Origin of the sequence: Shewanella sp. 3_MG-2023 (assembly GCF_030548765.1) — a bacterium.
Lineage (GTDB): Bacteria > Pseudomonadota > Gammaproteobacteria > Enterobacterales > Shewanellaceae > Shewanella.
In genome coordinates this window covers 52,834-75,972 of sequence record NZ_JAUOSH010000024.1, presented here as the reverse complement: position 1 = coordinate 75,972, position 23,139 = coordinate 52,834, and the positions used below count along the sequence as shown (strand labels likewise).

General features: G+C 42.4%; 21 protein-coding genes. 16 read left to right on the top strand and 5 right to left on the bottom strand.

The window, feature by feature from the left end; translation table 11 throughout:
- The first annotated feature begins 4 nt into the window (after nt 1-4).
- From hflX to Q4591_RS14250, 8 genes are all read left to right on the top strand, one after another.
- Nucleotides 5-1,324 carry a ribosome rescue GTPase HflX gene (hflX, locus tag Q4591_RS14285; RefSeq protein ID WP_303461580.1) on the top strand — a complete coding sequence of 440 codons (1,320 nt, stop codon included), beginning with the start codon at nt 5-7 and terminating at the stop codon, nt 1,322-1,324.
- Between the two features lie 33 nt (nt 1,325-1,357).
- A complete protein-coding gene (gene hflK, locus Q4591_RS14280) occupies nt 1,358-2,509 on the top strand; it encodes an FtsH protease activity modulator HflK (RefSeq protein ID WP_102439931.1) in 1,152 nt (383 codons plus the stop codon).
- 3 nt (nt 2,510-2,512) lie between these two features.
- On the top strand, nt 2,513-3,403 hold the full coding sequence (hflC, locus tag Q4591_RS14275) for a protease modulator HflC (protein ID WP_102439930.1): 891 nt from the start codon (nt 2,513-2,515) through the stop codon (nt 3,401-3,403).
- A 415-nt stretch (nt 3,404-3,818) separates the two neighbouring features.
- Nucleotides 3,819-4,409 carry a ubiquinol-cytochrome c reductase iron-sulfur subunit gene (gene petA, locus Q4591_RS14270; RefSeq protein ID WP_076539021.1) on the top strand — a complete coding sequence of 197 codons (591 nt, stop codon included), beginning with the start codon at nt 3,819-3,821 and terminating at the stop codon, nt 4,407-4,409.
- On the top strand, nt 4,409-5,623 hold the full coding sequence (locus Q4591_RS14265; RefSeq protein ID WP_102439929.1) for a cytochrome bc complex cytochrome b subunit: 1,215 nt from the start codon (nt 4,409-4,411) through the stop codon (nt 5,621-5,623). The genes petA and Q4591_RS14265 overlap by 1 nt, the downstream gene beginning before the upstream one ends.
- On the top strand, nt 5,623-6,327 hold the full coding sequence (locus tag Q4591_RS14260; RefSeq protein WP_102439928.1) for a cytochrome c1: 705 nt from the start codon (nt 5,623-5,625) through the stop codon (nt 6,325-6,327). The genes Q4591_RS14265 and Q4591_RS14260 overlap by 1 nt, the downstream gene beginning before the upstream one ends.
- 93 nt (nt 6,328-6,420) lie before the next feature.
- The gene (sspA, locus tag Q4591_RS14255) at nt 6,421-7,050 is read left to right on the top strand and encodes a stringent starvation protein SspA (protein WP_076539012.1); all 630 of its coding nucleotides are present in this window, start codon (nt 6,421-6,423) and stop codon (nt 7,048-7,050) included.
- Nucleotides 7,050-7,538: a ClpXP protease specificity-enhancing factor gene (locus Q4591_RS14250; RefSeq protein ID WP_102439927.1), complete on the top strand. Its 489-nt coding sequence runs from the start codon at nt 7,050-7,052 to the stop codon at nt 7,536-7,538. The genes sspA and Q4591_RS14250 overlap by 1 nt, the downstream gene beginning before the upstream one ends.
- Before the next feature lie 157 nt (nt 7,539-7,695).
- Here Q4591_RS14250 and Q4591_RS14245 read toward each other — a convergent pair whose 3' ends face one another.
- Entirely contained in the window at nt 7,696-8,979 is a 1,284-nt protein-coding gene (locus tag Q4591_RS14245; protein ID WP_102439926.1) for a hypothetical protein, read from the bottom strand.
- A gap of 206 nt (nt 8,980-9,185) precedes the next feature.
- Here Q4591_RS14245 and Q4591_RS14240 point away from each other — a divergent pair, with 206 nt between their 5' ends.
- From Q4591_RS14240 to Q4591_RS14210, 7 genes are all read left to right on the top strand, one after another.
- Complete coding sequence (locus tag Q4591_RS14240) at nt 9,186-9,755, top strand: aminodeoxychorismate/anthranilate synthase component II (protein ID WP_303461577.1); 570 nt, start codon at nt 9,186-9,188, stop codon at nt 9,753-9,755.
- A gap of 233 nt (nt 9,756-9,988) precedes the next feature.
- Entirely contained in the window at nt 9,989-12,475 is a 2,487-nt protein-coding gene (locus tag Q4591_RS14235; protein WP_102439924.1) for a S9 family peptidase, read from the top strand.
- Nucleotides 12,476-12,600: 125 nt separating this feature from the next.
- Nucleotides 12,601-13,743: an HDOD domain-containing protein gene (locus Q4591_RS14230; RefSeq protein ID WP_303461575.1), complete on the top strand. Its 1,143-nt coding sequence runs from the start codon at nt 12,601-12,603 to the stop codon at nt 13,741-13,743.
- A 338-nt stretch (nt 13,744-14,081) separates the two neighbouring features.
- The gene (locus Q4591_RS14225) at nt 14,082-15,299 is read left to right on the top strand and encodes an aspartate aminotransferase family protein (protein WP_102439922.1); all 1,218 of its coding nucleotides are present in this window, start codon (nt 14,082-14,084) and stop codon (nt 15,297-15,299) included.
- A gap of 109 nt (nt 15,300-15,408) precedes the next feature.
- Nucleotides 15,409-16,428, top strand: a complete 1,020-nt coding sequence (gene astA, locus Q4591_RS14220; protein WP_102439921.1) for an arginine N-succinyltransferase — start codon at nt 15,409-15,411, stop codon at nt 16,426-16,428.
- A 10-nt stretch (nt 16,429-16,438) separates the two neighbouring features.
- Nucleotides 16,439-17,899, top strand: coding sequence for a succinylglutamate-semialdehyde dehydrogenase (gene astD, locus Q4591_RS14215; RefSeq protein ID WP_303461573.1), 1,461 nt, complete (start codon nt 16,439-16,441; stop codon nt 17,897-17,899).
- 66 nt (nt 17,900-17,965) lie between these two features.
- Nucleotides 17,966-18,766 (top strand): DUF1338 domain-containing protein, encoded by an 801-nt coding sequence (locus Q4591_RS14210; protein WP_303461571.1) that lies wholly within the window; start codon nt 17,966-17,968, stop codon nt 18,764-18,766.
- A gap of 120 nt (nt 18,767-18,886) precedes the next feature.
- On the opposite strand, the gene Q4591_RS14205 is transcribed toward Q4591_RS14210, so the two are convergent.
- The 4 genes from Q4591_RS14205 to crp form a co-directional block, all read right to left on the bottom strand.
- On the bottom strand, nt 18,887-20,245 hold the full coding sequence (locus tag Q4591_RS14205; RefSeq protein ID WP_102475915.1) for an ATP-binding protein: 1,359 nt from the start codon (nt 20,243-20,245) through the stop codon (nt 18,887-18,889).
- Nucleotides 20,242-20,916 carry a response regulator transcription factor gene (locus Q4591_RS14200; protein ID WP_102439917.1) on the bottom strand — a complete coding sequence of 225 codons (675 nt, stop codon included), beginning with the start codon at nt 20,914-20,916 and terminating at the stop codon, nt 20,242-20,244. The genes Q4591_RS14205 and Q4591_RS14200 overlap by 4 nt, the downstream gene beginning before the upstream one ends.
- Nucleotides 20,897-21,241 (bottom strand): PepSY domain-containing protein, encoded by a 345-nt coding sequence (locus Q4591_RS14195; protein ID WP_076538976.1) that lies wholly within the window; start codon nt 21,239-21,241, stop codon nt 20,897-20,899. Before Q4591_RS14195 ends, Q4591_RS14200 begins: the two co-directional genes overlap by 20 nt.
- An 86-nt stretch (nt 21,242-21,327) precedes the next feature.
- Nucleotides 21,328-21,963, bottom strand: coding sequence for a cAMP-activated global transcriptional regulator CRP (gene crp, locus Q4591_RS14190; RefSeq protein WP_076538973.1), 636 nt, complete (start codon nt 21,961-21,963; stop codon nt 21,328-21,330).
- A gap of 375 nt (nt 21,964-22,338) precedes the next feature.
- Between crp and Q4591_RS14185 the strand changes: the two genes are divergently transcribed.
- Entirely contained in the window at nt 22,339-23,130 is a 792-nt protein-coding gene (locus Q4591_RS14185) for a tetratricopeptide repeat protein (protein WP_102439961.1), read from the top strand.
- Nucleotides 23,131-23,139: the final 9 nt, after the last annotated feature.

Sequence of the window (23,139 nt, the reverse complement as noted above, 5' to 3'; positions counted from 1 at the left end):
CTACTTGTTTGATCGCTATGAAGCGGGTGAAACCGCAGTACTTGTTCACATTGACTTTTCTGACGACGAGCGTAGAGAAGACATTACAGAGTTACAATTATTAGTCGAATCAGCAGGAGTACGCTCTATTGGTGTTATTACTGGAAGTCGGCGTTCACCAGATCGAAAGTTTTTTGTTGGGTCAGGGAAAGTAGAAGAGCTTGCAGCTATGGTTGCAGCTACAGAAGCTAAAGTGGTGATTTTTAATCATGCACTGAGTCCAGCTCAGGAAAGAAATTTAGAACAGATCTGTCAATGCCGAGTGTTAGACAGAACAACGCTGATTTTAGATATTTTTGCTCAAAGAGCGAGAACACACGAAGGTAAGTTGCAAGTGGAGCTAGCGCAATTGCGCCACATGTCGACGCGCCTTATTCGTGGTTGGACTCACTTGGAGAGACAAAAAGGTGGTATTGGTATGCGTGGCCCGGGTGAAACCCAGCTCGAAACCGATAGACGTTTACTTCGTGGACGGATTAAAAGTATTAATCGCCGACTTGATAAAGTAGACAAACAACGTGAACAAAGTCGACGTTCACGAAAGCGCAGTGACTTATCCACTGTGTCATTGGTGGGTTACACCAATGCGGGAAAATCGACCTTGTTTAATGCGTTAACCGCCTCAGAAGTTTATGCCGCAGATCAATTGTTCGCCACACTTGATCCTACTCTGCGTAAATTGAATTTACCTGACGGAGCAGTTATTTTAGCTGATACAGTTGGGTTTATTCGTCATTTACCTCACGACTTAGTCGCAGCATTTAAAGCAACCTTGCAAGAAACACGTCAAGCTGATCTGTTATTGCATATTGTTGATTGTGCTGATGAGAATATGACGGAGAATTTCGATCAAGTTCAAAATGTGCTTGAAGAAATTGAAGCAGATACTATTCCACAATTGGTCGTTTGTAATAAAATCGACTTATTGGAAGATTTTGTGCCTCGCATCGATTACGACGATGAAGGTAAGCCAGAGCGAGTCTGGGTATCTGCACAAAAACAAATTGGATTTGAATTGCTCTTGCAGGCTATCAACGAGTTAATCGGTGAAGTCATTATAGAGCAGACATTGAAAATTCCAGCTACGGCTGGACATTATCTTGGCCAGTTTTATCGACTGGACGCGATACAGCAGAAAGAGTACGACGATCTGGGGAACTGTATTTTGTCTGTTCGTTTATCGGATGCCAATTGGCGCCGATTAACAAAACAGAGTCAAGGCGAATTAGAGACGTTTATATTTGAGGATTCTTCTGAAGAATCAGACGTAGACGTTATTTGCTAATATCATTTATTTCATCCACTTATGGAGTGCTAAATGGCTTGGAATGAGCCCGGTAACAAGGGAAAAGACCCTTGGGGAAACAAAAACAGTAACGACAAAGGCCCACCAGATCTAGACGAAGTATTTCGTAACCTTTCAAAGCGCTTCGGCGGTGGTAAAGGTGGTTCAGGTGGATCTTCTAGCCCTTCTTTTAACCCAATGAGCCTTATTGTAGTTTTGGTGATTGGTTTAATTATTTGGGGTGGTTCAGGCTTTTATACCATTAAAGAGGCAGAGCGAGGCGTAACCTTACGTTTTGGTCAGCATTCTGGTGAAGTTGGTCCTGGTTTACATTGGAAAGCAACTTTTATTGATGAAGTGTTTCCGGTAAACATTAAAGCAGTGCGCTCTATTCCTGCATCAGGCAGCATGTTAACGGCTGATGAAAACTTAGTGAAAGTGGAACTTGATGTTCAGTATCGAGTGGATGATGCTTATTCTTACTTGTTTAGTGCAGTTGATGCAAATGAGAGTTTGAGTGAAGCAACAGACAGTGCGCTTCGTTATGTGATTGGGCATAACACTATGGATGACATTTTGACTACTGGTCGTGATGCTATTCGTCGTGATACTTGGGCTGAACTTGAGCGTATTCTTGAGCCGTATAAGCTTGGTTTATCAATTCAAGATGTCAACTTCTTACCAGCGCGTCCGCCTGAAGAAGTGAAAGATGCATTTGATGATGCTATTTCTGCACAAGAAGATGAACAGCGTTTCATTCGCGAAGCAGAAGCTTATGCGCGTGAAATTGAGCCTAAAGCACGTGGTCAGGTTGAGCGTATGGCGCAACAGGCTAGCGCGTATAAGCAACGTGAAGTCTTAGAAGCTCAAGGTAAGGTTGCTCGTTTCGAAAAACTTTTGCCTGAGTATCAAATGGCACCAGAAGTGACCCGTAAACGTTTATACCTTAATGCGATGCAAGAGGTCATGGCAGATACTAACAAGGTACTAATTGATACTAAAAACAATGGTAATTTAATGTATTTACCATTAGACAAAATGATGGGTAATCAAGCTAAAACTATGCCTGCAGAGCCAGTTGTTGAAACGCATGTGAACACGCCTTCAAATAATTCGCTTACGTCTTCTATGCCAGTTGATGGACGTCAGACTCGTGAGTCTCGTTCACGCCAAGGGAGGGACTAACTCATGGGTAGAATAGGACTGATTGTTCTGGTAATCATTTTAGGTGTTGGTTTTTCATCTGTTATGGTCGTTAACGAAGGTGAACGTGCTATCGTTTCTCGCTTTGGTGAGATCTTAAAAGATAACGTTGAAGGTCAACCTGTCACGCGTGTATTTGCACCAGGTTTACACTTTAAAATTCCAGCAATAGATAAAGTAAAATATCTAGATGCGCGAATTCAGACCTTAGATGGCGCTGCAGATCGTTTTGTTACTTCAGAGAAAAAAGACCTTATGGTTGACTCTTATGTTAAGTGGCGTATTAGCGATTTTGAAAAGTTTTACCTGTCCACTGGTGGCGGTAATGTTGCAACAGCTGAAAGCCTGTTACAGCGTAAAATCAACAATGACTTACGCACAGAGTTTGGTCGTCGTACTATTAAAGAAATTGTTTCAGGTGAACGTGATGAGTTGCAGATTAATGCACTTGAAAACGCATCTGAAAGCTCACAAGATCTTGGTATCGATGTGGTTGATGTGCGCGTTAAGCAAATCAACTTACCTGCCAACGTAAGTAGCAGTATCTTCCAGCGTATGCGTGCTGAACGTCAAGCTGTAGCAAAAGAGCATCGTGCACAGGGTAAAGAGCAATCTGAAATCATCCGTGCAACTATTGATGCTAACGTGACAGTTAAAGTGGCTGAAGCAGAACGTAAAGCATTAACGGTTCGTGGTGAAGGTGATGCATTATCTGCGAAGATTTATGCTGATGCTTATAACAAAGATGCTGAGTTTTATGGTTTCTTAAGAAGTCTTGAAGCTTACAAGGCGAGTTTCGCTGGCAATAGTGATGTTATGGTTTTAGAACCTGACAGTGATTTCTTCAAATACATGAAATCTATCGATGGTAAATAAGCCAACATTTCATTAATTGAAATTTAGCGTTAATTAAAAACCCGGTTTATACCGGGTTTTTTGCGTTTTGAGATTGTGCAGCGAAATAAATTGAATTTCTGCCAGTTGATACCATTAATCAGCTGTGACTAATTTAGATAGCGTATGTTTCATTAAATATTGTTTATTTACAGCAATTTAACTATTTTGTTTGTTCTTATCTTCATAACAACTGAACAAATCGGTAGCTTATTTTTTGCTCATTGCAAAAAAAACACGCAAATCCCGTAACTTAGTTGTGTGAATTACTATGATCTGGTTCTAATTTTTCGCTATAATGAGCCCCGCCTCAAAGTATAGATTTAGCCGTTAGTGATTCTAATGTTGCTAAGTTATTAAAATATAAGAATTCCAACACCCTCTGGGAGATAAGTGGATGAGCAAAGCGCCAGTCGATACCGGACGCCGCAGATTCCTGACAGCCGCAACCGCCGTAGTTGGTGGAGCTGGTGCCGTCGCTGTAGCGGTGCCTTTTATTAAGTCATGGAATCCGAGCGCTAAAGCGAAAGCTGCAGGTGCACCGGTAGAAGTTAACATTAGTAAAGTAGAACCAGGTCAATTAATTCGAGTTGAATGGCGTGGTAAACCTGTATGGGTTGTTCGTCGTACCGAAACCATTTTAAATGAGTTAAGTTCATTAGATGGTCAATTACGCGATCCTGCTTCAGAAGAATTACAACAGCCCGCGTATGCAGCTAATCCTGCACGTTCAATTAAGCCTGAGTTCTTTATTGCTGTCGGGATTTGTACACATTTAGGTTGTTCACCAACTTATTTACCAGATAGCTTTGGTGAGCAAGTAGAAGGTGTATCTGCTGGTTTCTTCTGTCCATGTCATGGCTCTAAGTTTGATATGGCTGGACGTGTATTCCAGGGCGTACCAGCACCATTGAACCTAGTTGTACCTCCGCATCAATATGTCGATGATGGAACTGTACTCATTGGTGTCGACACAGGAGCTGCATAATGGTTAAGAATATCGTTGATTGGATTGATGCTCGCATCCCAATGACGGCGACCTATAATCGCCATGTTGGTCAATATCCAACACCAAAGAACTTTAACTTTTGGTATTTCTTTGGTTCATTAGCATTACTTGTTTTAGTTAACCAGCTATTAACGGGCATTTGGTTAACCATGAACTACGTACCAACAGCTGAAGGCGCTTTTGCTTCAGTTGAATACATCATGCGTGATGTAGAGTACGGCTGGTTACTTCGTTATATGCACTCCACGGGTGCCTCGGCATTCTTCGTGGTGGTTTATCTGCATATGTTCCGTGGCTTAATCTACGGTTCTTATCAAAAACCTAGAGAGCTACTTTGGTTATTTGGTATGTTGATTTTCCTCGTGCTAATGGCTGAAGCCTTCATGGGTTACTTGCTACCTTGGGGACAAATGTCTTACTGGGGTGCACAGGTTATTATCTCATTATTTGGTGCGATTCCATTTATTGGTGATGACCTCACATTGTGGATCCGTGGTGACTATGTTGTTTCTGGTGCGACACTAAACCGTTTCTTTGCATTACATGTTATTGCACTGCCTCTAGTTTTAGTTGTATTAGTTTTCCTTCACTTGATTGCTTTACACGAAGTAGGCTCAAACAACCCTGACGGTGTCGAAGTTAAAAAGAATAAAGATGAAAATGGCTGGCCAGTTGATGCTATCCCTTTCCACCCTTATTACACAGTAAAAGATATCATGGGCGTCGCCGGTTTCTTAATCGTCTTCTGTTACGTGTTGTTCTTTATGCCTGAAGGTGGCGGTTACTTCCTTGAAAAGCCAAACTTTGAAGCGGCTAACCCAATGAAAACCCCTGAGCATATCGCTCCAGTATGGTATTTCACGCCATTCTATGCAATTTTGCGTGCTATTCCTGACAAGCTTTTAGGTGTTGTCGGTATGGGGCTCGCGATTGCGGTACTGTTCGTATTACCTTGGTTAGATCGCTGTAAAGTGAAGTCGATTCGTTATCGTGGACTTGTTCATAAGATTAACATTGCGCAGTTTACCGTTTCATTCTTGATCCTAGGTTATTTAGGTGCGGTTCCAGCTACGCCTACATTAACTATTGCAGCGCGTATCTTTACACTTACTTATTTTGCCTTCTTCGTGGCGCTGTGGGTTTACAGTAAAAACGAAAAGACAAAACCAGTTCCTACGAGGGTGACGCACTAATGAAAAAGCTATTAATCGCATTAGTTACATTGTTACCAACGCTAGCAATAGCGGCTGGTGGCAACAATGAATTTGTTAAGAGTCCTGATCCGGAAATCAACCTACATGACAATGAGTCATTAGAGCGTGGTTTAGACTTATTTCAACAATACTGTTCAGGTTGTCATAGTACCCAGTACCAACGCTATGGCCGTGTTGCTGAAGATTTAGGTATTTCAGTTGATGACATGCGTAACAAGTATATGTTCACCGATGCTAAAGTGGGTGAGCTAATGGAAAACTCTATCCCTGAAGCTGACGCAGCTAAGTGGTTTGGTGCAGCGCCACCAGACTTAACTTTAGTGGCTCGCGTGCGTGGTGCCGATTGGGTTTATTCATACCTTAAAGGCTTTTATAAAGATGAAAGTCGTCCATTTGGGGTAAACAATACTGTTTTCCCATTGGTGGGTATGCCCCATGTTCTTGAAGATTTACAAGGTATTTCTGTAAAACAAGAAGATGGAACGCTAGTTGCGACTGGTGGCTCTATGAACGCAGAAGAGTACGATCAAGCGGTGCGAGATATCACCGGTTTCCTTGTATATTCAGCCGATCCAGTGAAGCTTGAACGTGAAGCTTTAGGCTGGTGGGTACTCGGATTTCTATTCTTTTTCTTCATCATTGCCTATTTGTTGAAGAAAGAATACTGGAAAGATGTGCACTAGACACGAATAACGGGTAAAATACATTATTCGCATACTCTAAACGAGGGGCTTAGCCCCTCGTTTGTTTTGTTTTTCCGTTTCTGGAGGATATCAATGGCTGTAGCTGCCAACAAACGCTCTATCATGACACTGTTTTCAGGTGCCGATGATTTATATAGCCACCAAGTACGTATCGTACTGGCTGAGAAAGGGGTAACTGTTGATGTATTACAGGTAGACCCTAGCGAGAAGCCTCAGGAGTTACTTGACGTAAATCCTTACAACTCAGTTCCGACTTTAGTTGATCGTGAATTAGTATTGTATGAGTCTCGCATTATCATGGAATACCTGGATGAACGCTTTCCACATCCACCATTGATGCCAGTATATCCAGTTGCTCGCGGACAAAGTCGTCTAATGATGCACCGTATTGATACTGACTGGTATGAATTGGTTGCCCGTATTCGCCGTGGCGACAAAGCTGATGCTGCTCGTAAAGAGTTAACTGATAGCTTGGTTGCTTTAGCGCCAGTATTTGCTGAAATGCCATACTTTATGAGCGAAGAATTTGGTCTTTCTGATTGTTACTTAGGGCCGCTATTATGGCGTTTACCTGAACTAGGTATTAACCTTGATGCCCGTACTTCTAAAGATATCCATGCTTACATGACACGTATTTTTGAACGTGAATCATTTAAAGCATCGTTAACTGAGGTTGAGCGCGAAATGCGCATGGGCATGTAATGAAAGCAATTACCCCTAATCGTCCATATTTGTTGCGGGCTTACTATGAGTGGTTGATGGATAATCACTTTACCCCACATGTTGTCGTGGATGCATTTGTGAAAGGGACTCAAGTACCTCAAGAGTTTGTTAAAGACGGTCAAATCGTACTTAACATAGCTGGCGGTGCTGTGGGAAATTTGCAAATGACCAATGAATTTGTCGAGTTTAATGCTCGTTTTGGTGGTGTACCGCAGCAAGTCGTTTTACCGATGGCTGCTATCGTGGCAATTTATGCCCGTGAAAATGGTGCTGGTACCGTGTTTGATATGGAAGATGCTTATATGGCAGAAGATGAATCTGAAGATTTATCACCTGCTACAAGAGCATTTTCTACAGTAGAATCGACCGTAGATGCTACTGTTGACACTGCTGTATCAACTGAAGAAAAGCCAACTGGTGATTCTGAAAAAACTAAAGGACGTGCTCATTTAACGGTTGTTAAATAGTCGGCTCAAATCATAAAAAAACCAGTTATTAGTCCTAGATTAGTAACTGGTTTTTTATTGTCTGTTATTTACTGAGTGGCATAGTGTGCAGCTATTGAAGTCTCAGTAACATCTTAAACTTATCTTGCTAGTTTTACTTCCACTCCACTGAACTGTCCTAGTGCTTAAGCGCATGGGCTGCTAATCTTGTTAGTTTGAAAGCGACTTTTAAACAACGGTTTTCCAAATTATCATTTTCAATTTCTAGCTGGTATCGCGCCAAAATAGCCAGATAAGCACAGAGCTGCTCGCTATCCATGGCTAATGCTAATTGGGCGATTGGTTCGATAAAGGTTTGGTACTGATTTCGATAGCGAGCATTAGGAAATTGCTCACTAGGGTCCCAGTCTTGCCATAGGCAAAGATCCACTTGCTGTTGAAATTGGCATAAGGCTTCAGGGCTTATATCCACCTTAGGCAGTTGCTTTATCATCATCGCTAACAATGCTTCAACACCACTGGCAATCTGTTCTTCTGGGGTGGGTTGGTCAATAAAACAAAACTCGCCAAGGCTGAGTTGTGCATTATCAGATACGCAGGCGTCCTCAAGCTGTTTTTTGCGACCTTGATGCCAAGCAAAACTCACGAGTGGGTAGTTGGCAACCGCTGCGTTGTAATTAACACAAGCCAGGTATTCATTTTGAATATCTGGGAAACTGTCTAAGGGATAATGAGCCACTATTACCGGAACTGTTAACAGATAGTGAGGGTGTTGCTCGGTTAACTCAAATGTTGGGTAATTCAAAATAATATTTAGTGCATGATTGAGCGAGTGATCTTTATCAAACGCGCAGGGCCAATATTGCTGTGATAAAGCATGACTTGGCTCTATATACGGCGCTAACGCTGTGATTGTTTGTTGATCCCAACAAGCATGCACTGCGCGAATATGACCAAAATCCAAAAACAGTGGCAATGACATAAACCAATCTATCCATTGATAAATTGATTCGTCAGCGGGATCAAATAACGATAGGAAAAAGGGGCCTTGTTGGCTTAGGCTATCTGAATTGAGTGCTAGCTTGCTCGCGCTAACTAAAGGCTCGTCTGTGATCGGGTGGTGTTTACTCCAACCTATGGCGTTAAACTCATTTATGCCAAGCAAACAATAAGCATAACCTTCATCAACCAGCCGTTTTATAAAGTTGAGTAAGGCGATGTGCTCAATAGCGGCTGCATCGGTTTGAGCAGGCTGGTGTGACGCAATTAAGTTGCCACAAAAAACTAACTTAACAAATTGAATACTCGATTGTGGATCATCGATATCAAAATCAATTTCGGCTAATAAATCGGTTAACTTGTCTAAGCGACCATAAATATCACCAATAAAATAAAGACTGACATTTCCCACCTGTGTGACTTGTGTTCCTGAAACTTGTGTATTTAAAAATTGCATTCCCATAGTTTACCTTCCTAAGATGGCGGTAGGAGCCACTGATATAGAGCTATAGTATAACCTAGCAATTAAACGTTACAGTCAACAAAACCAGCGATAGGTCTAAACGCTTAAGCACTGAGCAAAGCTATGCTATTATCCGCCACCATTCAGGTATTTTAGCTTTTCTGATTAATTATTCTTATAAAGCAATCTTGTACTTAGGGTCCTTAATGCTGTTAATGATTGATAACTACGATTCGTTTACTTTTAACTTAGTGCAATATTTTCAGCAGCTAGGTTTTGAGATTATGGTAAAGCGTAATGACGAGATCAGCATTGCAGAAATCCAAGCCTTAAATCCAACTCATTTGGTTATTTCTCCAGGCCCTTGCTCGCCTAATGAAGCGGGGATCTCATTACAAGCAATCGAATACTTTGCCGGTAAACTGCCAATTTTAGGGGTATGTCTAGGTCATCAAGCCATTGCACAGGTGTTCGGCGCTAATGTTGTTCGTGCTAAAAGAGTGATGCATGGTAAAACCAGCAAGATAAATCACCATGAAGCTGGCTTGTTTAAACAGCTTAATCAGCCACTTACAGTTACCCGTTATCATTCTTTACTAGTTGAAAGTTTACCTGATAGTTTTCAACTTGATGCATGGTTTGATGATCCAATTCATGGCCGTGAGATCATGGCGATGCGCCATAATAGTTTGCCTATATTTGGGGTGCAATTTCATCCAGAAGCTATTTTGACCGAACAAGGTCTTGAGTTACTACAGAATTTTTTAAATTATTAACTTGCTCATTTGGGGCCAATGAGTCGCATTTGGATCCCTTTATCATCTTCTAAACGGCTAACCTTACTTTCCTCTCCAATAATCAATAATTTCCGTTACAACTTTGACCAAAAAAGCTCACAAGTTTATTCCTTTTTTATGATATAAAAGAGCAATAATAAAAGCACTCGCCAAACAGTGGTTAACGTTTAGGCGAGAATATACCAAACATCTTTGATGACAAAGGATTCAATATGACAAGGCTACTGCGCAATACTGCGCTTAGTGCGCTTTCTTTAGCGATCATTTCTGGTTGCAGCGCGACCGCAACTAGCAATAACACCCCAAGCATTTCTAACGCAGCTTCAAGTTACACAGTGCCGCTTGCGACACCTCCTCAAGTTGAACAGCCTTTAACCTTAAATCAGATCATGGCCAACCCTGATTGGATGGGTGTGTTAGCTAAAAATGCTTATTGGGGCGATGATAGTCAGTCAATTTATTTTAATCGACAAGCACATCAGGCGCCAATTGCTGAGGTTTATCAGCAAGGCGTGAGTCAAACTCAGGCAAGTCTTATTAGCTTGAATCAGTTGCATTTAACTGATCAAAAGCACGGTGTGTTGAGTGCAGATAAATCGCAAAAAGCCTATATCTATCAGGGTAATATATTCGTTAAGCAATTAGCGTCAGGGGACGTAAAACAGCTTACCCGCGTGAATACTGCCATTGATGAGGTTAAGTTCCTTAGTAGCGGCGATTTGGCTTATTTTCAAGGTAATAGTGTCTTCAAGATACATCTGCAGACTGGGTTAACTGAGCAGCTAGCAGATGTGCAAATGGCCAATGCCCCTAAAGGGGTTAGCGATCCAGAATCTTACATTGCCAAACAACAGCATCGTTTGATTGCCTATGTTGCTTTGCAGCATAACAAGAGTAAAACCCGCGCTGAATATGCCGAGGAGTTAGCGGCGCAAGACCCGACTTTTGCGGCTAAAACTTGGTATTTAGGCGATGATGAAAAAGTCTCTGATATGAGTCTTTCCGCTGATGGCCGTTACTTAGTGGTTAACTTAGTTGATAAAGACTATAGCTGGCGCAGCGAGCACGACATCATGCCAAATTATCTAGGTAAAGATGGCTATGTTGATGCAGTACCTGCAAGGGCGCGTGTGGCTGAAGACAGTTACCCAGGTGAACGATTGGTGGTCCTAGACTTGGTCGATCACGTTAAGAAAGATATCACTATTGAAGGTCTTGATGGTTACGATGCCGACGTGTTAGCCAGTGTAAAAGCTGAAAATGCCAAAGCCAAAGGCGAGCGTTATAACAGCGAAAAATCGCCACGGGTATTGCAACTGATGCAAGATTGGACTTGGAGTCAAAGTCCGATGCAGTGGCATGAATCTGAAAATAAATTGCTGGTTATGATTGAAGCGGTTGATAATAAAGATCGCTGGATCGCCAGTGTCAACCTTGAAACCGGCAAGCTAAAAACAGAGCACCGTTTACATGATGATGCTTGGGTTAACTACACCTTTAATCAATTTGGTTGGGTGGGAACATCTGAGTCATTCTATTACTTATCTGAAGAGTCTGGTTATTCACAGCTTTATGTTAAAGGTGAAAATGGCAAGACCAGCGCACTTACCAATGGCGAATATGTGGTTGATCAAGTGACCTTATCACCCGATGCGACGCATCTTTATTATCGTGCTAACAAAGACCACCCTGGAACTTATAATGTTTATCGGGTTGAGATTGCTAGCGGTAAAACTGAGCAGCTGACCCAGTGGACAGGTACCCTTGATTATGAGTTAAGCCCTAATGGTCAATCGTTGCTATTAACGGCATCAACAGCCACCCAACCTAATGAGCTGTATGTGCAGCCAATTGGCGGCGAGCTTAAGCAGTTAACTCATTACACCAGTAAAGCGTTTGCAGATTATGCATGGCAAGCCCCTCAAGTAGTAAAAGTACCATCAACTCATGGTGCGAAAGACATTTACGCTAGAGTCTATTTACCTCAGGGCTATGATGCTAATAATGCTGAAAAATATCCTGCAGTAATTTTTAACCATGGTGCGGGTTACCTGCAAAATGCCCATAATGGTTTTTCTGGCTATTTCAGAGAGTTCATGTTCCATAACTTATTAACACAACAGGGTTATGTCGTCATGGATATGGATTACCGTGGTTCTAAAGGTTATGGCCGCGATTGGCGCACCGCTGTGTATCGCAATATGGGTCATCCTGAAGTTGAAGATTTAAAAGACGGCGTTAGCTGGATGGCGGCTAACAGTCATGTTGACGGCGCTAAAGTAGGTACCTATGGCGGCTCTTATGGCGGCTTCTTAACGTTCATGGCGTTATTTAATGAGCCTGAGTTATTCCAAGCGGGCGCAGCACTTCGTCCGGTCACCGATTGGGCGCATTATAATGCGCCATATACCTCTAACATCTTAAATACCCCAGATGTTGACCCCATTGCCTATGAAAAGAGTTCACCAATTGAACACGCACAGGGTTTACAAAAACCATTGCTGATCATGAGCGGTGTGCTCGATGACAATGTGTTCTTCCAAGATAGTGTGCGCTTAGTACAACGCTTGATTGAGTTAGAAAAGCCGATGTTTGAAACCGCGATTTACCCTGTTGAGCCACATGGCTTTAGACAGGCATCAAGCTGGTTAGATGAATATCGTCGTATCTACAAATTGTTTGAGCAAGAGCTAAAGTAATGATGCGTTTTACTTAAGCTGATTTAAACCATAAGGCTTCCATTTGGAGGCCTTATTTGTAACGATAAGCAGCAGTTGAAATATAATTTTCATATAACTAACACAGAATTAAAGGCAGTTTATTTGTGGCAGTGTCGGTAGCAGGTGGCGTAAGGCCAGGAAAAGTCATTGAAGTTGAGCGCAGGCTGTATAAGCAACTGATTATGGGTAAGGAAAAGTTACCCTCGCAGCTTGATGACTTAGATAAGCAGTTAGAAGATGACGCCAATAAACTTGAAGTTGAACGTTTAGCCATTAAAGCACGTTTAGAAGAGCAAGCGCGGGCTCAGTTGGTGTTACAGCGCATATCAGAGCAATTGACTAACACTGTCATAAGCTCCCTTGAGCATCAGCTCAATTCACCTCAGCAGATGTTAGCGCAATCGGGTTTAAAAGAGTCCCATATTTTATTATTGGATTTACTGCTTAACAAAGAACCTGATCTGCGCCGAGTGCGATCGCTTGTTGAAAATATCAGCTGGCTATCGACCGATCTTATCAATTTAATCAATAGCTCAGCCTCGAGTCACCGCAGACCGCAGCGATCAGAAGTCAAAGTAACCGACATTAAGTTAGTGCTTAATTATATTGGCATTGAAAATTTGCAAGCTGTGATCCCTTACTTTTGTTTACGGCATTGGCTGCCATCGGGCAATACTAACCTGATTTGGGCTAGTCGTAAGTTATGGCGTTACAGCATGATCACCGCCATAGCGGCCAAAGCATTGGCAGCGCTGCATCAAAAGGATGTGGCATTGGTTTATAGCGCAGCTTTGATGAAGCAATTAGGCGCAGCGACTATATTAAATGCCAGCGCCAGACAATTTGAAAACACATGGGGAACCTGGCTACGTGAGACCAGCGCCAAAGGGGATAAAACCTTATACGATGCGGTAATGGCCTCAGCATTTCCAGCTGAGGAAGTGTTTGAGCAAGTGATGTCCTATGGTGAGCAGCTTAATTGGCAATTATTGGACTTAATGGATTTTAACCAGAGCCAGCTAACCCAAGTGCTAAAAGAGCTCGATTTAAATTATCACTTTAGCGAGTTTTCCACAGAAAGCGCTATCGTTGCCAAAGCCAGTTGTTATGCCAAGGTATTAATATTAGAGCAATCGCGTTTAATTGAGCCGCAAGAGAAGCGAGTGTTATTTGATTATTATGAATTTACCGAGCAAGAGCTGATCCGTTTAAAAGCGCAAAATTACCGCAAGCTTAATTTAGTTTAAAGTCAGGCCTTATCCCCCTTAAGTATGACTAAATCTTGTTTAGTTATGCATTTATGATGAATAGCTAGCTTATTTGAGGCCAAATAACTTTTTTTATGACTATTTATGCTAAAAATAAGCTGTATTAGCACTTTGTATGTGAATTTTGTTAACTCTTTATGCATTATTCATTTAAGTTATGAATAGTTAACCGCTAAAAACTGGTATTTTGATCACGTTTTAGCTAATAATGACCTTCAAGCTATACAAACATCCGCAGCGATCCTAAACCAAAACCAATACAGCAAGCGGAATAGAGTGACTTAAGTGTCGCTAATAACTTTAAGGAACGAAAAGCAATGAGCGTTGAAATGAACTTAACACGTGCCCAATTTGATGAAGTCATGGTGCCTAACTATGCGCCAGCAGCCGTAATCCCAGTTCGCGGAGAAGGCAGTCGAGTTTGGGATCAACAAGGTAATGAGTTTATTGACTTTGCTGGTGGTATTGCAGTGAATTGTTTAGGTCATTGTCACCCAGCACTTGTTGGCGCCCTAAAAGAACAAGGTGAAAAACTGTGGCATTTATCAAACGTAATGACCAATGAGCCAGCATTAGAGCTGGCGACGAAACTGGTTAACGCCACGTTTGCTGAGCGTGTTTACTTTGCTAACTCAGGTGCTGAAGCCAATGAAGCTGCACTAAAACTTGCCCGTCGTTACGCATTAGATAATCACGGCCCACAAAAAGATCAAATCATCGCCTTTGATAAAGCATTCCATGGTCGTACCTTCTTTACTGTTACTGTGGGTGGTCAAGCGGCTTACTCTGATGGTTTCGGGCCTAAACCACAAAGCGTTACTCATGTACCATTTAATGATATTGCCGCTCTAGAAGCGGTAATTTCTGATAACACTTGTGCCATCATGCTTGAACCACTTCAAGGTGAAGGCGGTATTATCAATGGTGACCCAGAATTCTTAAAAGCTGTGCGCGCACTTGCTGATAAGCATGACGCATTAGTTATTTTTGATGAAGTGCAAACAGGTGTTGGCCGTACCGGTGAGTTATTTGCCTACATGGGCACCGATATTGTGCCTGATATTTTAACCAGCGCCAAAGCCCTAGGCGGCGGTTTCCCAATTGCTGCAATGCTAACCACTGCTAAAATTGCCGCACATCTTAAAATTGGTACTCATGGTTCGACTTATGGCGGCAACCCATTAGCGTGCGCTATTGGTAATGCTGTTATGGATGTGGTGAATACGCCTGAAGTACTGAATGGTGTTAAGCATCGCGAACAGTTATTCCGTGATGGTTTAGCGGCAATCAATGCCAAATATAATGTGTTCTCAGAAGTGCGTGGTAAAGGCATGTTATTAGGCGCAGTACTTAACGAGCAATATGCAGGCCGTAGCCGTGACTTCTTAGTTGCATCGGTTGCAGAAGGCTTAATGAGCTTGATTGCTGGCGCTAACGTCGTGCGTTTTGCTCCATCTCTTGTTATCCCAGAAGCTGATATCGCTGAAGGTTTAGCACGTTTCGAACGTGCTGTAGCTAAAGTGGTTGCAGGTTAATAGATAAGTAAAGCGTAAGGGTAAAACCTTGCGCTTTTTTATTGGGTTATCGGTAATGAAAGTCTGTTTGTTGGTGACTTTTTATTACTGGATTATCAAGGAGAGTCAGATGCTAATCATACGACCGATTCGTGGCAGTGATTACGAAGCACTTTACAAGGTCGCCGTTGAATCGGGTCATGGGTTCACTTCCCTGCCAGTCAACGAAGAGCTATTACGCTCTAAAATCGCTAGAGCTGAAGCTTCTTTTTCCAAGCAAGTTGAGAAACCTTTCGATGAAGGTTATTTGATGGTGCTTGAAGATTTAAAAACCAATCAAGTTGTCGGTACCTGCGGTATTGAAGCCGCTGTCGGGATGGAAGATGCCTTTTATCATTACCGTTTAGGCACTGAAGTCTATCATTCTAAACAAATCTCAGTTCGTAACGAAGTGGAAACACTGACGCTTTGCCATGACTACACTGGCGCTGCAGAGTTATGTACGCTGTTTTTAAATAAAGAATATCGCAGAGGCTATAACGGCCGCATGCTTTCTCGCTCGCGTTTTTTATTCCTCGCTCAACATGAGCAACGTTTTGGCAGCACTGTAATTGCTGAAATGCGCGGCGTAAGCGATGAAAAGGGTGATTCACCTTTTTATGAGTGGTTACAAGATCATTTCTTAGGCATTGATTTTGTCGAAGCCGATTATTTATCGGGGTTAGGTAAAAAGGCCTTTATGGCTGAAATGATGCCAAGAAGCCCGATACATGTATGCCTATTGCCAAAAAAAGCACAAAAAGTGATTGGCGAGGTGCATAGAAATACTAAACCTGCGCTGAAGTTATTGCAGGCTGAAGGCTTTAAATTTAGAAATTACGTCGATATTTTCGATGGTGGTCCAACAGTGGAGTGTGCGCTAAGCGACATCCGCGCCGTGAGTCAAAGCCGTCTACTTACGGTCACTATTGGAAAGATGCCTCATGCCGATCATCAATATCTTGTCGCCAATACCTTGTTAGCGGATTACCGCGCAACAGCGGCAAGAATTTTAGTTTCACAAGAGCATGATAACGTCACCTTAAGCCCACAATTAGCTGAAGCGCTAATGGTTGAGCAAGGCCAGCAAATTCGCGTATTAGAACTGTAGGAAACAGCAAATGACACAATTTATCAAAGGCCAATGGTCTAATGGCGAAGGTCATGAAATTACATCACTCAACCCAGCAAATGGTGAGGTGATCTGGAGCGGTAAAACGGCGACAGAAGCCCAAGTTAATAGCGCCATTGATGCCGCAAGAAGCGCACAGTTTGACTGGTTTATGCTTGGCTATGAGGCGCGTTTAGCCATTGTTGAAGCGTACCGCAGCGAACTTGAAGCGCACAAAGCTGAGCTTGCAGAAGTGATAGCCCAAGAAACCGGTAAACCTCAGTGGGAAACCGCCACAGAAGTGGGCGCTATGATAGGCAAAATTGGCTTATCAGCTGCAGCGCATGATAAGCGTACTGGTACTGAAACTAATGACATTCCCGCAGGTCGCGCCGTTTTACGTCATAAGCCGCACGGCGTTGTTGCGGTATTTGGCCCTTATAATTTCCCTGGTCATTTACCCAATGGTCATATTGTTCCAGCCTTACTTGCGGGTAACACCGTGGTGTTTAAGCCATCAGAGCTAACTCCGAAAGTCGCTGAAGAAATGCTAAAACTTTGGGACAAAGCAGGTTTGCCACAAGGTGTGATTAACTTGGTTCAAGGCGAGCTTGAAACCGGTAAAGCATTGGCCTCGCACCCGCAAATTGATGGACTATTCTTTACCGGTAGTTCTCGTACTGGTCACTTGTTGCATCAGCAATATGCAGGGCATCCTGGCAAAATTTTAGCCCTTGAAATGGGGGGTAATAATCCATTAATTATCAAAGACGTCACAGACACTAAAGCGGCCGTTCACGATATTATTCAATCAGCTTATATCTCATCTGGTCAACGTTGTACTTGTGCACGTCGTTTGTACATCCAGCAAGGCGCTGCAGGTGATGCGTTAATTGCTGAGCTTATTACCGCGATTAAGCAAATCAAAGTGGCTAGCTGGAATGCACAGCCGCAGCCATTTATGGGTTCGATGATTTCTGCAACCGCAGCTAAAGGCATGGTTGCCGCGCAGGCTAACTTGTTGGCATTAGGTGCGACATCGCTTATTGAGCTTACTCACGTTGAAGCGGGGACTGGTCTAGTGTCTCCTGGGTTAATTGATGTGACAGCAATTGCAGAGCTGCCTGATGAAGAATACTTTGGTCCATTGCTGCAATTAGTTAGATACCAAGCCTTTGATGATGCCATTGAGATGGCAAACAACACGCGTTATGGACTTTCTGCTGGTTTGTTGGCGGATAGCCGCGAAGATTACGATTACTTCTTAGCCCGTATTCGTGCAGGTATCGTTAACTGGAATAAGCAAATCACTGGTGCATCTGGCGCAGCACCATTTGGTGGTGTTGGTGCATCAGGTAATCATCGTGCAAGTGCATTTTATGCTGCAGATTACTGTGCTTACCCTGTGGCTTCTGTGGAAGCGGATAGTGTTAGCTTGCCTGCGACATTAAGCCCTGGTTTATCTATCTAGTGATCTAGATTGCAATGAAGGCAATGACTTTTGGGTCATTGCCTTTTTTTAAAGAAGGATTTTATTATGCATACCGACGTTAACACTTTATTCGCCGCTTTATGGCAAGACTACATCAATATGACGCCCTCGGCGGCAAACATTCAGCAACTGTTAGGGCAGGGAAAACCGATCATTAACGATCATATTGCCCTGCGTACCTTTAATATTGAAAAAGTTAACCTTGCTGTATTGGCGGCTCATTTTGAGTCGCTTGGTTATGTTGCCAGTGGTGATTATCACTTTGAGCAGAAAAAGTTGGTTGCCAAGCATTTCGAGCATCCCGATCCGCATCAGCCTAAGGTGTTTATCTCTGAGCTGTTAGTGGAAGAATTTAGCCCTGAAGTGCAAAGCATTATCCATGGTTTAGTTGATCAAGTGGATGCTGCGGCGACAACTGCGGATAGTTTTTTATATTCAGGCTGTCATTGGCGTGTCGATATCGCCACTTACAAAACCTTATTGGCAGAAAGCGAGTACGCAGCTTGGGTTGCGGCCATTGGTTATCGCGCTAACCATTTTACGGTTTCCATTAATGAGCTGCCTGATTTTGAAACCATTGAATCAGTCAATGAAACCCTAAAAGCTGCTGGCTTTACCTTAAACACCGCTGGTGGTGAGATTAAAGGTTCAGCTGAAGTGCTATTAGAGCAGTCATCAACGATGGCAGATCGCATGGTGGTCAGCTTTGCAGATGGCGAACTTGAAATTCCAACTTGTTTCTATGAGTTTGCCCGTCGTTATCCGATGGCTGACGGTGACCTGTATACTGGTTTTGTCGCCGCGTCTGCTGACAAAATCTTTGAAAGTACTAATGCTGTCAAATAATGCTGCTAGCTAAGTCGGTAGAATTGCGTTAATTTTACCGCTAATGAAAATGCCAAGTAAGTCAGTTTATCTGGCATTTTTCATTGTTAAGTTGCAAGGTTTTAGTACGCCATTAAGGGATTATGTTACGGCGCTACCATCTGGGGTGGTATTGGCAAATATAATGCAAACATGTAAGCCTTTTAACACATCACCACGCTCGAACTTGAGTTGATAACCATATTGCTCAACAATTTCTTTTACAATGGATAACCCCAGCCCATGGCCTAACACGGCTTCATCTAAACGTTTACCGCGATTGGTCAGTTGGCTGATTTGATCGTCATTGACGCCGGGGCCATCATCTTCGATACACAGGGTTAATGTTTGTTGCTGCTGAGATACCGTCAAATTGACCGCTGAATTTGCCCACTTGTAAGCGTTATCTAATAAATTACCAAACAGCTCCATACCATCTTCACGGTGTATCGGCAGGCGACTTATGTCATCGCTGACATCAATGCTGCAATGAATGTTTTTATGGTGATGTACTTTATCTAGAGTGCTAATGAGCGCCTCAAAATCACGTGGCACCACCATTTGCGCTGCTGGCAGCATATCACCAGTAATTCTAGCTGCAGTGAGCTTACGTTCGATCATGTTGCGGATCAGGTCTAATTGCTGCTGCATGGCTTCAGCCGCTTGCGGGTTTGATAAACCCAATACTTCAACTTGTTGCTGCATCACGGCTAATGGGGTTTTTAGGCCGTGGCTTAAATTACCTAAATTATTTCTACTGCGCTCAATTTGATTAGCGGTGTAATCTAATAATTCGTTATAGGTTTCAGCTAAAGGTTTTATTTCAACTGGAATCTTGGTGACTTCTAGGGCATCGATTTCACCTTGGCGTAATTTGGCCAGTGAATCTTGAATGTGTTTAACTGGCTTAAATGATTGGCGTAGAATGATAAAAATACCGCCAATCATTGCCAGTAGCATGGCGATATTAATCGCCAACTTAGTGCCAAACACTTCACTAAAGACCCGCCGGCCAATACTTAAGTCTTGAGCAACCGTAAGGGTGGCAACTTTATCGCCATTGATTGAGCCTATACCAATCGATAATAACTGCATGTCATTATTTTTTGGCCCTTTGGCTTGCCATACCCGGGTTTGATCATGCTGCAATAATTCGATATCTAATTGCACATCCCATAGAGAACGGGAGCGGATCACTTGATCATCGGAGTTAAATTGAAAGTATCGACCTGAATAGGCTGGTTTGTAAAAGCTGGAGAGTTGGTTTTGGTCGATGATAATTTCACCAGCATTGATATGGCTGGCGATAATGATGTGTTCTAAATCTTCTTCGAGACGATTGATGATAGAGTCATGAAACGCTTGTCTTAACATGGACTCAAATAATATGAGTCCGATGACGGTGGCAATAATGATTAAACCGCTAAGCCATAAACTTAGCTTACTGCGGATTGATATCATTCAACAATGCCGTGAAAAATATACCCTTGGCCACGGCGGGTTTCAATGGCGGTTTTACCAAGTTTTTTACGTAAATGGGTAACGTATACTTCAACCACATTTGATTCTTTTTCATCGTCAAATTGATAAAGCTTATCGGTAAGTTGTGCTTTTGAGAGTAATTTCTTTGGCGACATTAAAAATATTTTTAATAGTCTAAATTCCATGGCGGTTAATTCGTAATGCTTGTCACCGATATGCACTCGTTGCTCTGACTCATCAAGGGTAATGCCACCATAACTCAACTGCTTTGATGAGGTATTAAGACGGCCATGGGCACGATGAATAAGTGCCTGAACTCGCGCTAACAGCTCTTGAGCATGAAAAGGCTTACCAAGGTAGTCATCAGCCCCCGCATTAAAGCCTTCGACCTTCTCGTGCCACTGACTGCGCGCAGTGAGCATAATCACCGGCGTATCAATGCCTTTTTCACGCCAAGACTCGACGAGTGTTAAGCCATTACCGTCAGGCAAGCCAATATCCAAAATCACACAATCGTATTGAGTTTCTTTGATGAGGTAATCTGCTTCAACAGCTTTATCGGTTACATCAGTAACGTAGCCGGCTTGTTTTAGTTGTTTTTCAAGCTCAGCAACTAAGAGGGTGTTATCTTCAACGAGTAGCAGTTTCATTTATTTGGCATTCACTTGGTAGTTGGTCAATTGACTCTGGCATCCCATTTGTAGCATCGAGAAATAAATGGATGATATGCCCTTTTTTTATCTTTAACTGTAAATCATAACGCCATTTGTCATCCTCTTGATAGAGGCTGGCATCAATTAATTCACCCTGACAGTATTGTGCAAGTAAAGTGAGGGAATAATCAAGCGAACGAATGCTACCGGATGTAACTAAGCGTTGAACTTCATCATGTGGTAGCTCTGCAGTCATTGCTTGTGATGCTGGTGTTAGAGTCGATATAAGTAGACTGAGTAGTAATGCAGTCAGCAGCCTCATCAGACAGACTCCCATAAAAAAAGTGATAATTAGAATTGCTAATTATCACTTTAATTAATCACCCTTAAATCAAGCTGAAGCTTAACTTAACGAGTGCCATATACCACAATAGTTTTACCGTGAGCTTGAATAAGATTTTGTTCTTCAAGCATTTTTAATATACGGCCAACAGTCTCACGTGAACAACCTACAATTTGACCAATCTCTTGACGAGTGATCTTAATTTGCATGCCATCAGGGTGAGTCATTGCATCTGGTTGCTTAGCAAGGTGTAATAATGTTTGTGCGATGCGTCCAGCAACGTCTAAGAAAGCTAAATCGCCGACTTTTTGGCTAGTGCTGTGCAAACGGTAAGCCATTTGCGCAGTTAACTTCATTAGAATTTCAGGATTAACCTGAATCAGTTGCTTGAATTTCTTGTAAGAAATTTCTGCGATTTCACAAGGTTGTTTGGCACGAACCCAAGCTGTACGTTCAGCTTGTTCTTCGAATAAACCAAGTTCACCAATAAAGTCACCTTGATTAAGGTATGAAAGGATCATTTCTTTCCCTTCTTCATCTTTAATCAATACAGCGACTGAACCTTTAACGATGTAATACAAGGTATCAGACTCTTCACCTGCGTGTATCAAGGTGCTTTTCGCTGGGTATTTATGGATGTGACAGTGTGAAAGAAACCATTCCAAAGTTGGATCAGGTTTAGGCTTGCCAATCAGAGCCATGTGTATTTCCTCGATTGATAAAATGAAAGTAAGGACTATCTAATAAAGTAATTGTACTTGAGTTAATCGTGTAAAACTTTGATGAAGATCGAGTTTAACATTATGAAAAAACAGTCAAGTACGGTATTAAGTTATTAAATTAGAAATTTATTTTTGCAGCTGCACGCCACATTATTATCTAATTTAGCCTTGTCTGTTTTAAATGGCAAGTTGATGTTTCTTTAAAAGCATTGTTTTATCAGATTTTTATCAAGCTTTAGATTGAAGATGAACGATTTATTATGATTAATAGGGATTGGTTTATTGTAAAAATCCCCATTGGTGGTTATTGTTAATTTGATTATCAAAGTTGAATCGCTGCAGTACGAGGTTAGTTTGAAATATTCGCAGAAATTATTAAGTGTTGGCTTAGCCTGCTCATTAGGTTTATTGACGAGTGTCAGTGCGCCAGTCAGTGCCTTTTCAATTCCTCAATCGAAAGCATCTCAAGCGGCTAGTAAATTAGTTCATATCCAATTGCGGGCGGCGGAAGGCAATGCCGACGCACAATTTTTATTAGGGCTAATGAGTTTAGCGGGGCGATTTGTCGACCAAGATATTGATCAAGGCATTTATTGGGTCGAGCAAGCGGCGCTACAAGATCATATTAAAGCGCAGCAAACTTTGGCAGATTTAACCTTTGAAGGAAAGTTATTACCGCGGGATTTAGCGGTAGCAGAAAAATGGTACCAGTCTTTAGCTAAGCATGGCGATCCACGAGCTCACTTTCGATTAGGCTTTATTTACTCTGCTGGTGGCGATGGTGTAACCCGCAGTTGCGGCAAAGCTTTAGAGCAATTCACCCAAGCAGGTGACGAAATTGCGCTGGGGAATGTGGCGTGGATTTTAGCGACCTGCCCTGAAGAAGAGTATCGTAATGGGTCAAAAGCGGTGCAGCTTGCACTGCAATTGCTTGAAAGTAACGCTAACGATCCGACCAACTTAGATAACCTTGCTGCTGCTTATGCCGAAATGGGTGAGTTTGAACTGGCTGTTGATACCCAACAAAAAGCCATTGAAGCATTAAAGCAAAACCCAGAAGTTGCCCAGAGCGATGAATTTATCATGCGACTTGAACAGTATCAGCAAGGCAGGGCTTATCGTGAAATCATTCCATTAATGAATTAAGCAATGTTT

Excerpts from the sequence above, each read along its gene's own strand:
- crp (WP_076538973.1), bottom strand. The coding sequence starts at position 21,963 with ATGGCTCTGATTGGCAAGCCTAAACCTGATCCAACTTTGGAATGGTTT.
- Q4591_RS14250 (WP_102439927.1), top strand. The coding sequence starts at position 7,050 with ATGAAAGCAATTACCCCTAATCGTCCATATTTGTTGCGGGCTTACTAT.
- Q4591_RS14260 (WP_102439928.1), top strand. The coding sequence starts at position 5,623 with ATGAAAAAGCTATTAATCGCATTAGTTACATTGTTACCAACGCTAGCA.
- Q4591_RS14265 (WP_102439929.1), top strand. The coding sequence starts at position 4,409 with ATGGTTAAGAATATCGTTGATTGGATTGATGCTCGCATCCCAATGACG.
- Q4591_RS14200 (WP_102439917.1), bottom strand. The coding sequence starts at position 20,916 with ATGAAACTGCTACTCGTTGAAGATAACACCCTCTTAGTTGCTGAGCTT.
- astA (WP_102439921.1), top strand. The coding sequence starts at position 15,409 with ATGCTAATCATACGACCGATTCGTGGCAGTGATTACGAAGCACTTTAC.
- hflC (WP_102439930.1), top strand. The coding sequence starts at position 2,513 with ATGGGTAGAATAGGACTGATTGTTCTGGTAATCATTTTAGGTGTTGGT.
- Q4591_RS14225 (WP_102439922.1), top strand. The coding sequence starts at position 14,082 with ATGAGCGTTGAAATGAACTTAACACGTGCCCAATTTGATGAAGTCATG.
- astD (WP_303461573.1), top strand. The coding sequence starts at position 16,439 with ATGACACAATTTATCAAAGGCCAATGGTCTAATGGCGAAGGTCATGAA.
- petA (WP_076539021.1), top strand. The coding sequence starts at position 3,819 with ATGAGCAAAGCGCCAGTCGATACCGGACGCCGCAGATTCCTGACAGCC.
- Q4591_RS14240 (WP_303461577.1), top strand. The coding sequence starts at position 9,186 with ATGCTGTTAATGATTGATAACTACGATTCGTTTACTTTTAACTTAGTG.
- Q4591_RS14205 (WP_102475915.1), bottom strand. The coding sequence starts at position 20,245 with ATGATATCAATCCGCAGTAAGCTAAGTTTATGGCTTAGCGGTTTAATC.
- Q4591_RS14245 (WP_102439926.1), bottom strand. The coding sequence starts at position 8,979 with ATGGGAATGCAATTTTTAAATACACAAGTTTCAGGAACACAAGTCACA.
- sspA (WP_076539012.1), top strand. The coding sequence starts at position 6,421 with ATGGCTGTAGCTGCCAACAAACGCTCTATCATGACACTGTTTTCAGGT.
- Q4591_RS14195 (WP_076538976.1), bottom strand. The coding sequence starts at position 21,241 with ATGAGGCTGCTGACTGCATTACTACTCAGTCTACTTATATCGACTCTA.
- Q4591_RS14235 (WP_102439924.1), top strand. The coding sequence starts at position 9,989 with ATGACAAGGCTACTGCGCAATACTGCGCTTAGTGCGCTTTCTTTAGCG.
- hflK (WP_102439931.1), top strand. The coding sequence starts at position 1,358 with ATGGCTTGGAATGAGCCCGGTAACAAGGGAAAAGACCCTTGGGGAAAC.
- Q4591_RS14210 (WP_303461571.1), top strand. The coding sequence starts at position 17,966 with ATGCATACCGACGTTAACACTTTATTCGCCGCTTTATGGCAAGACTAC.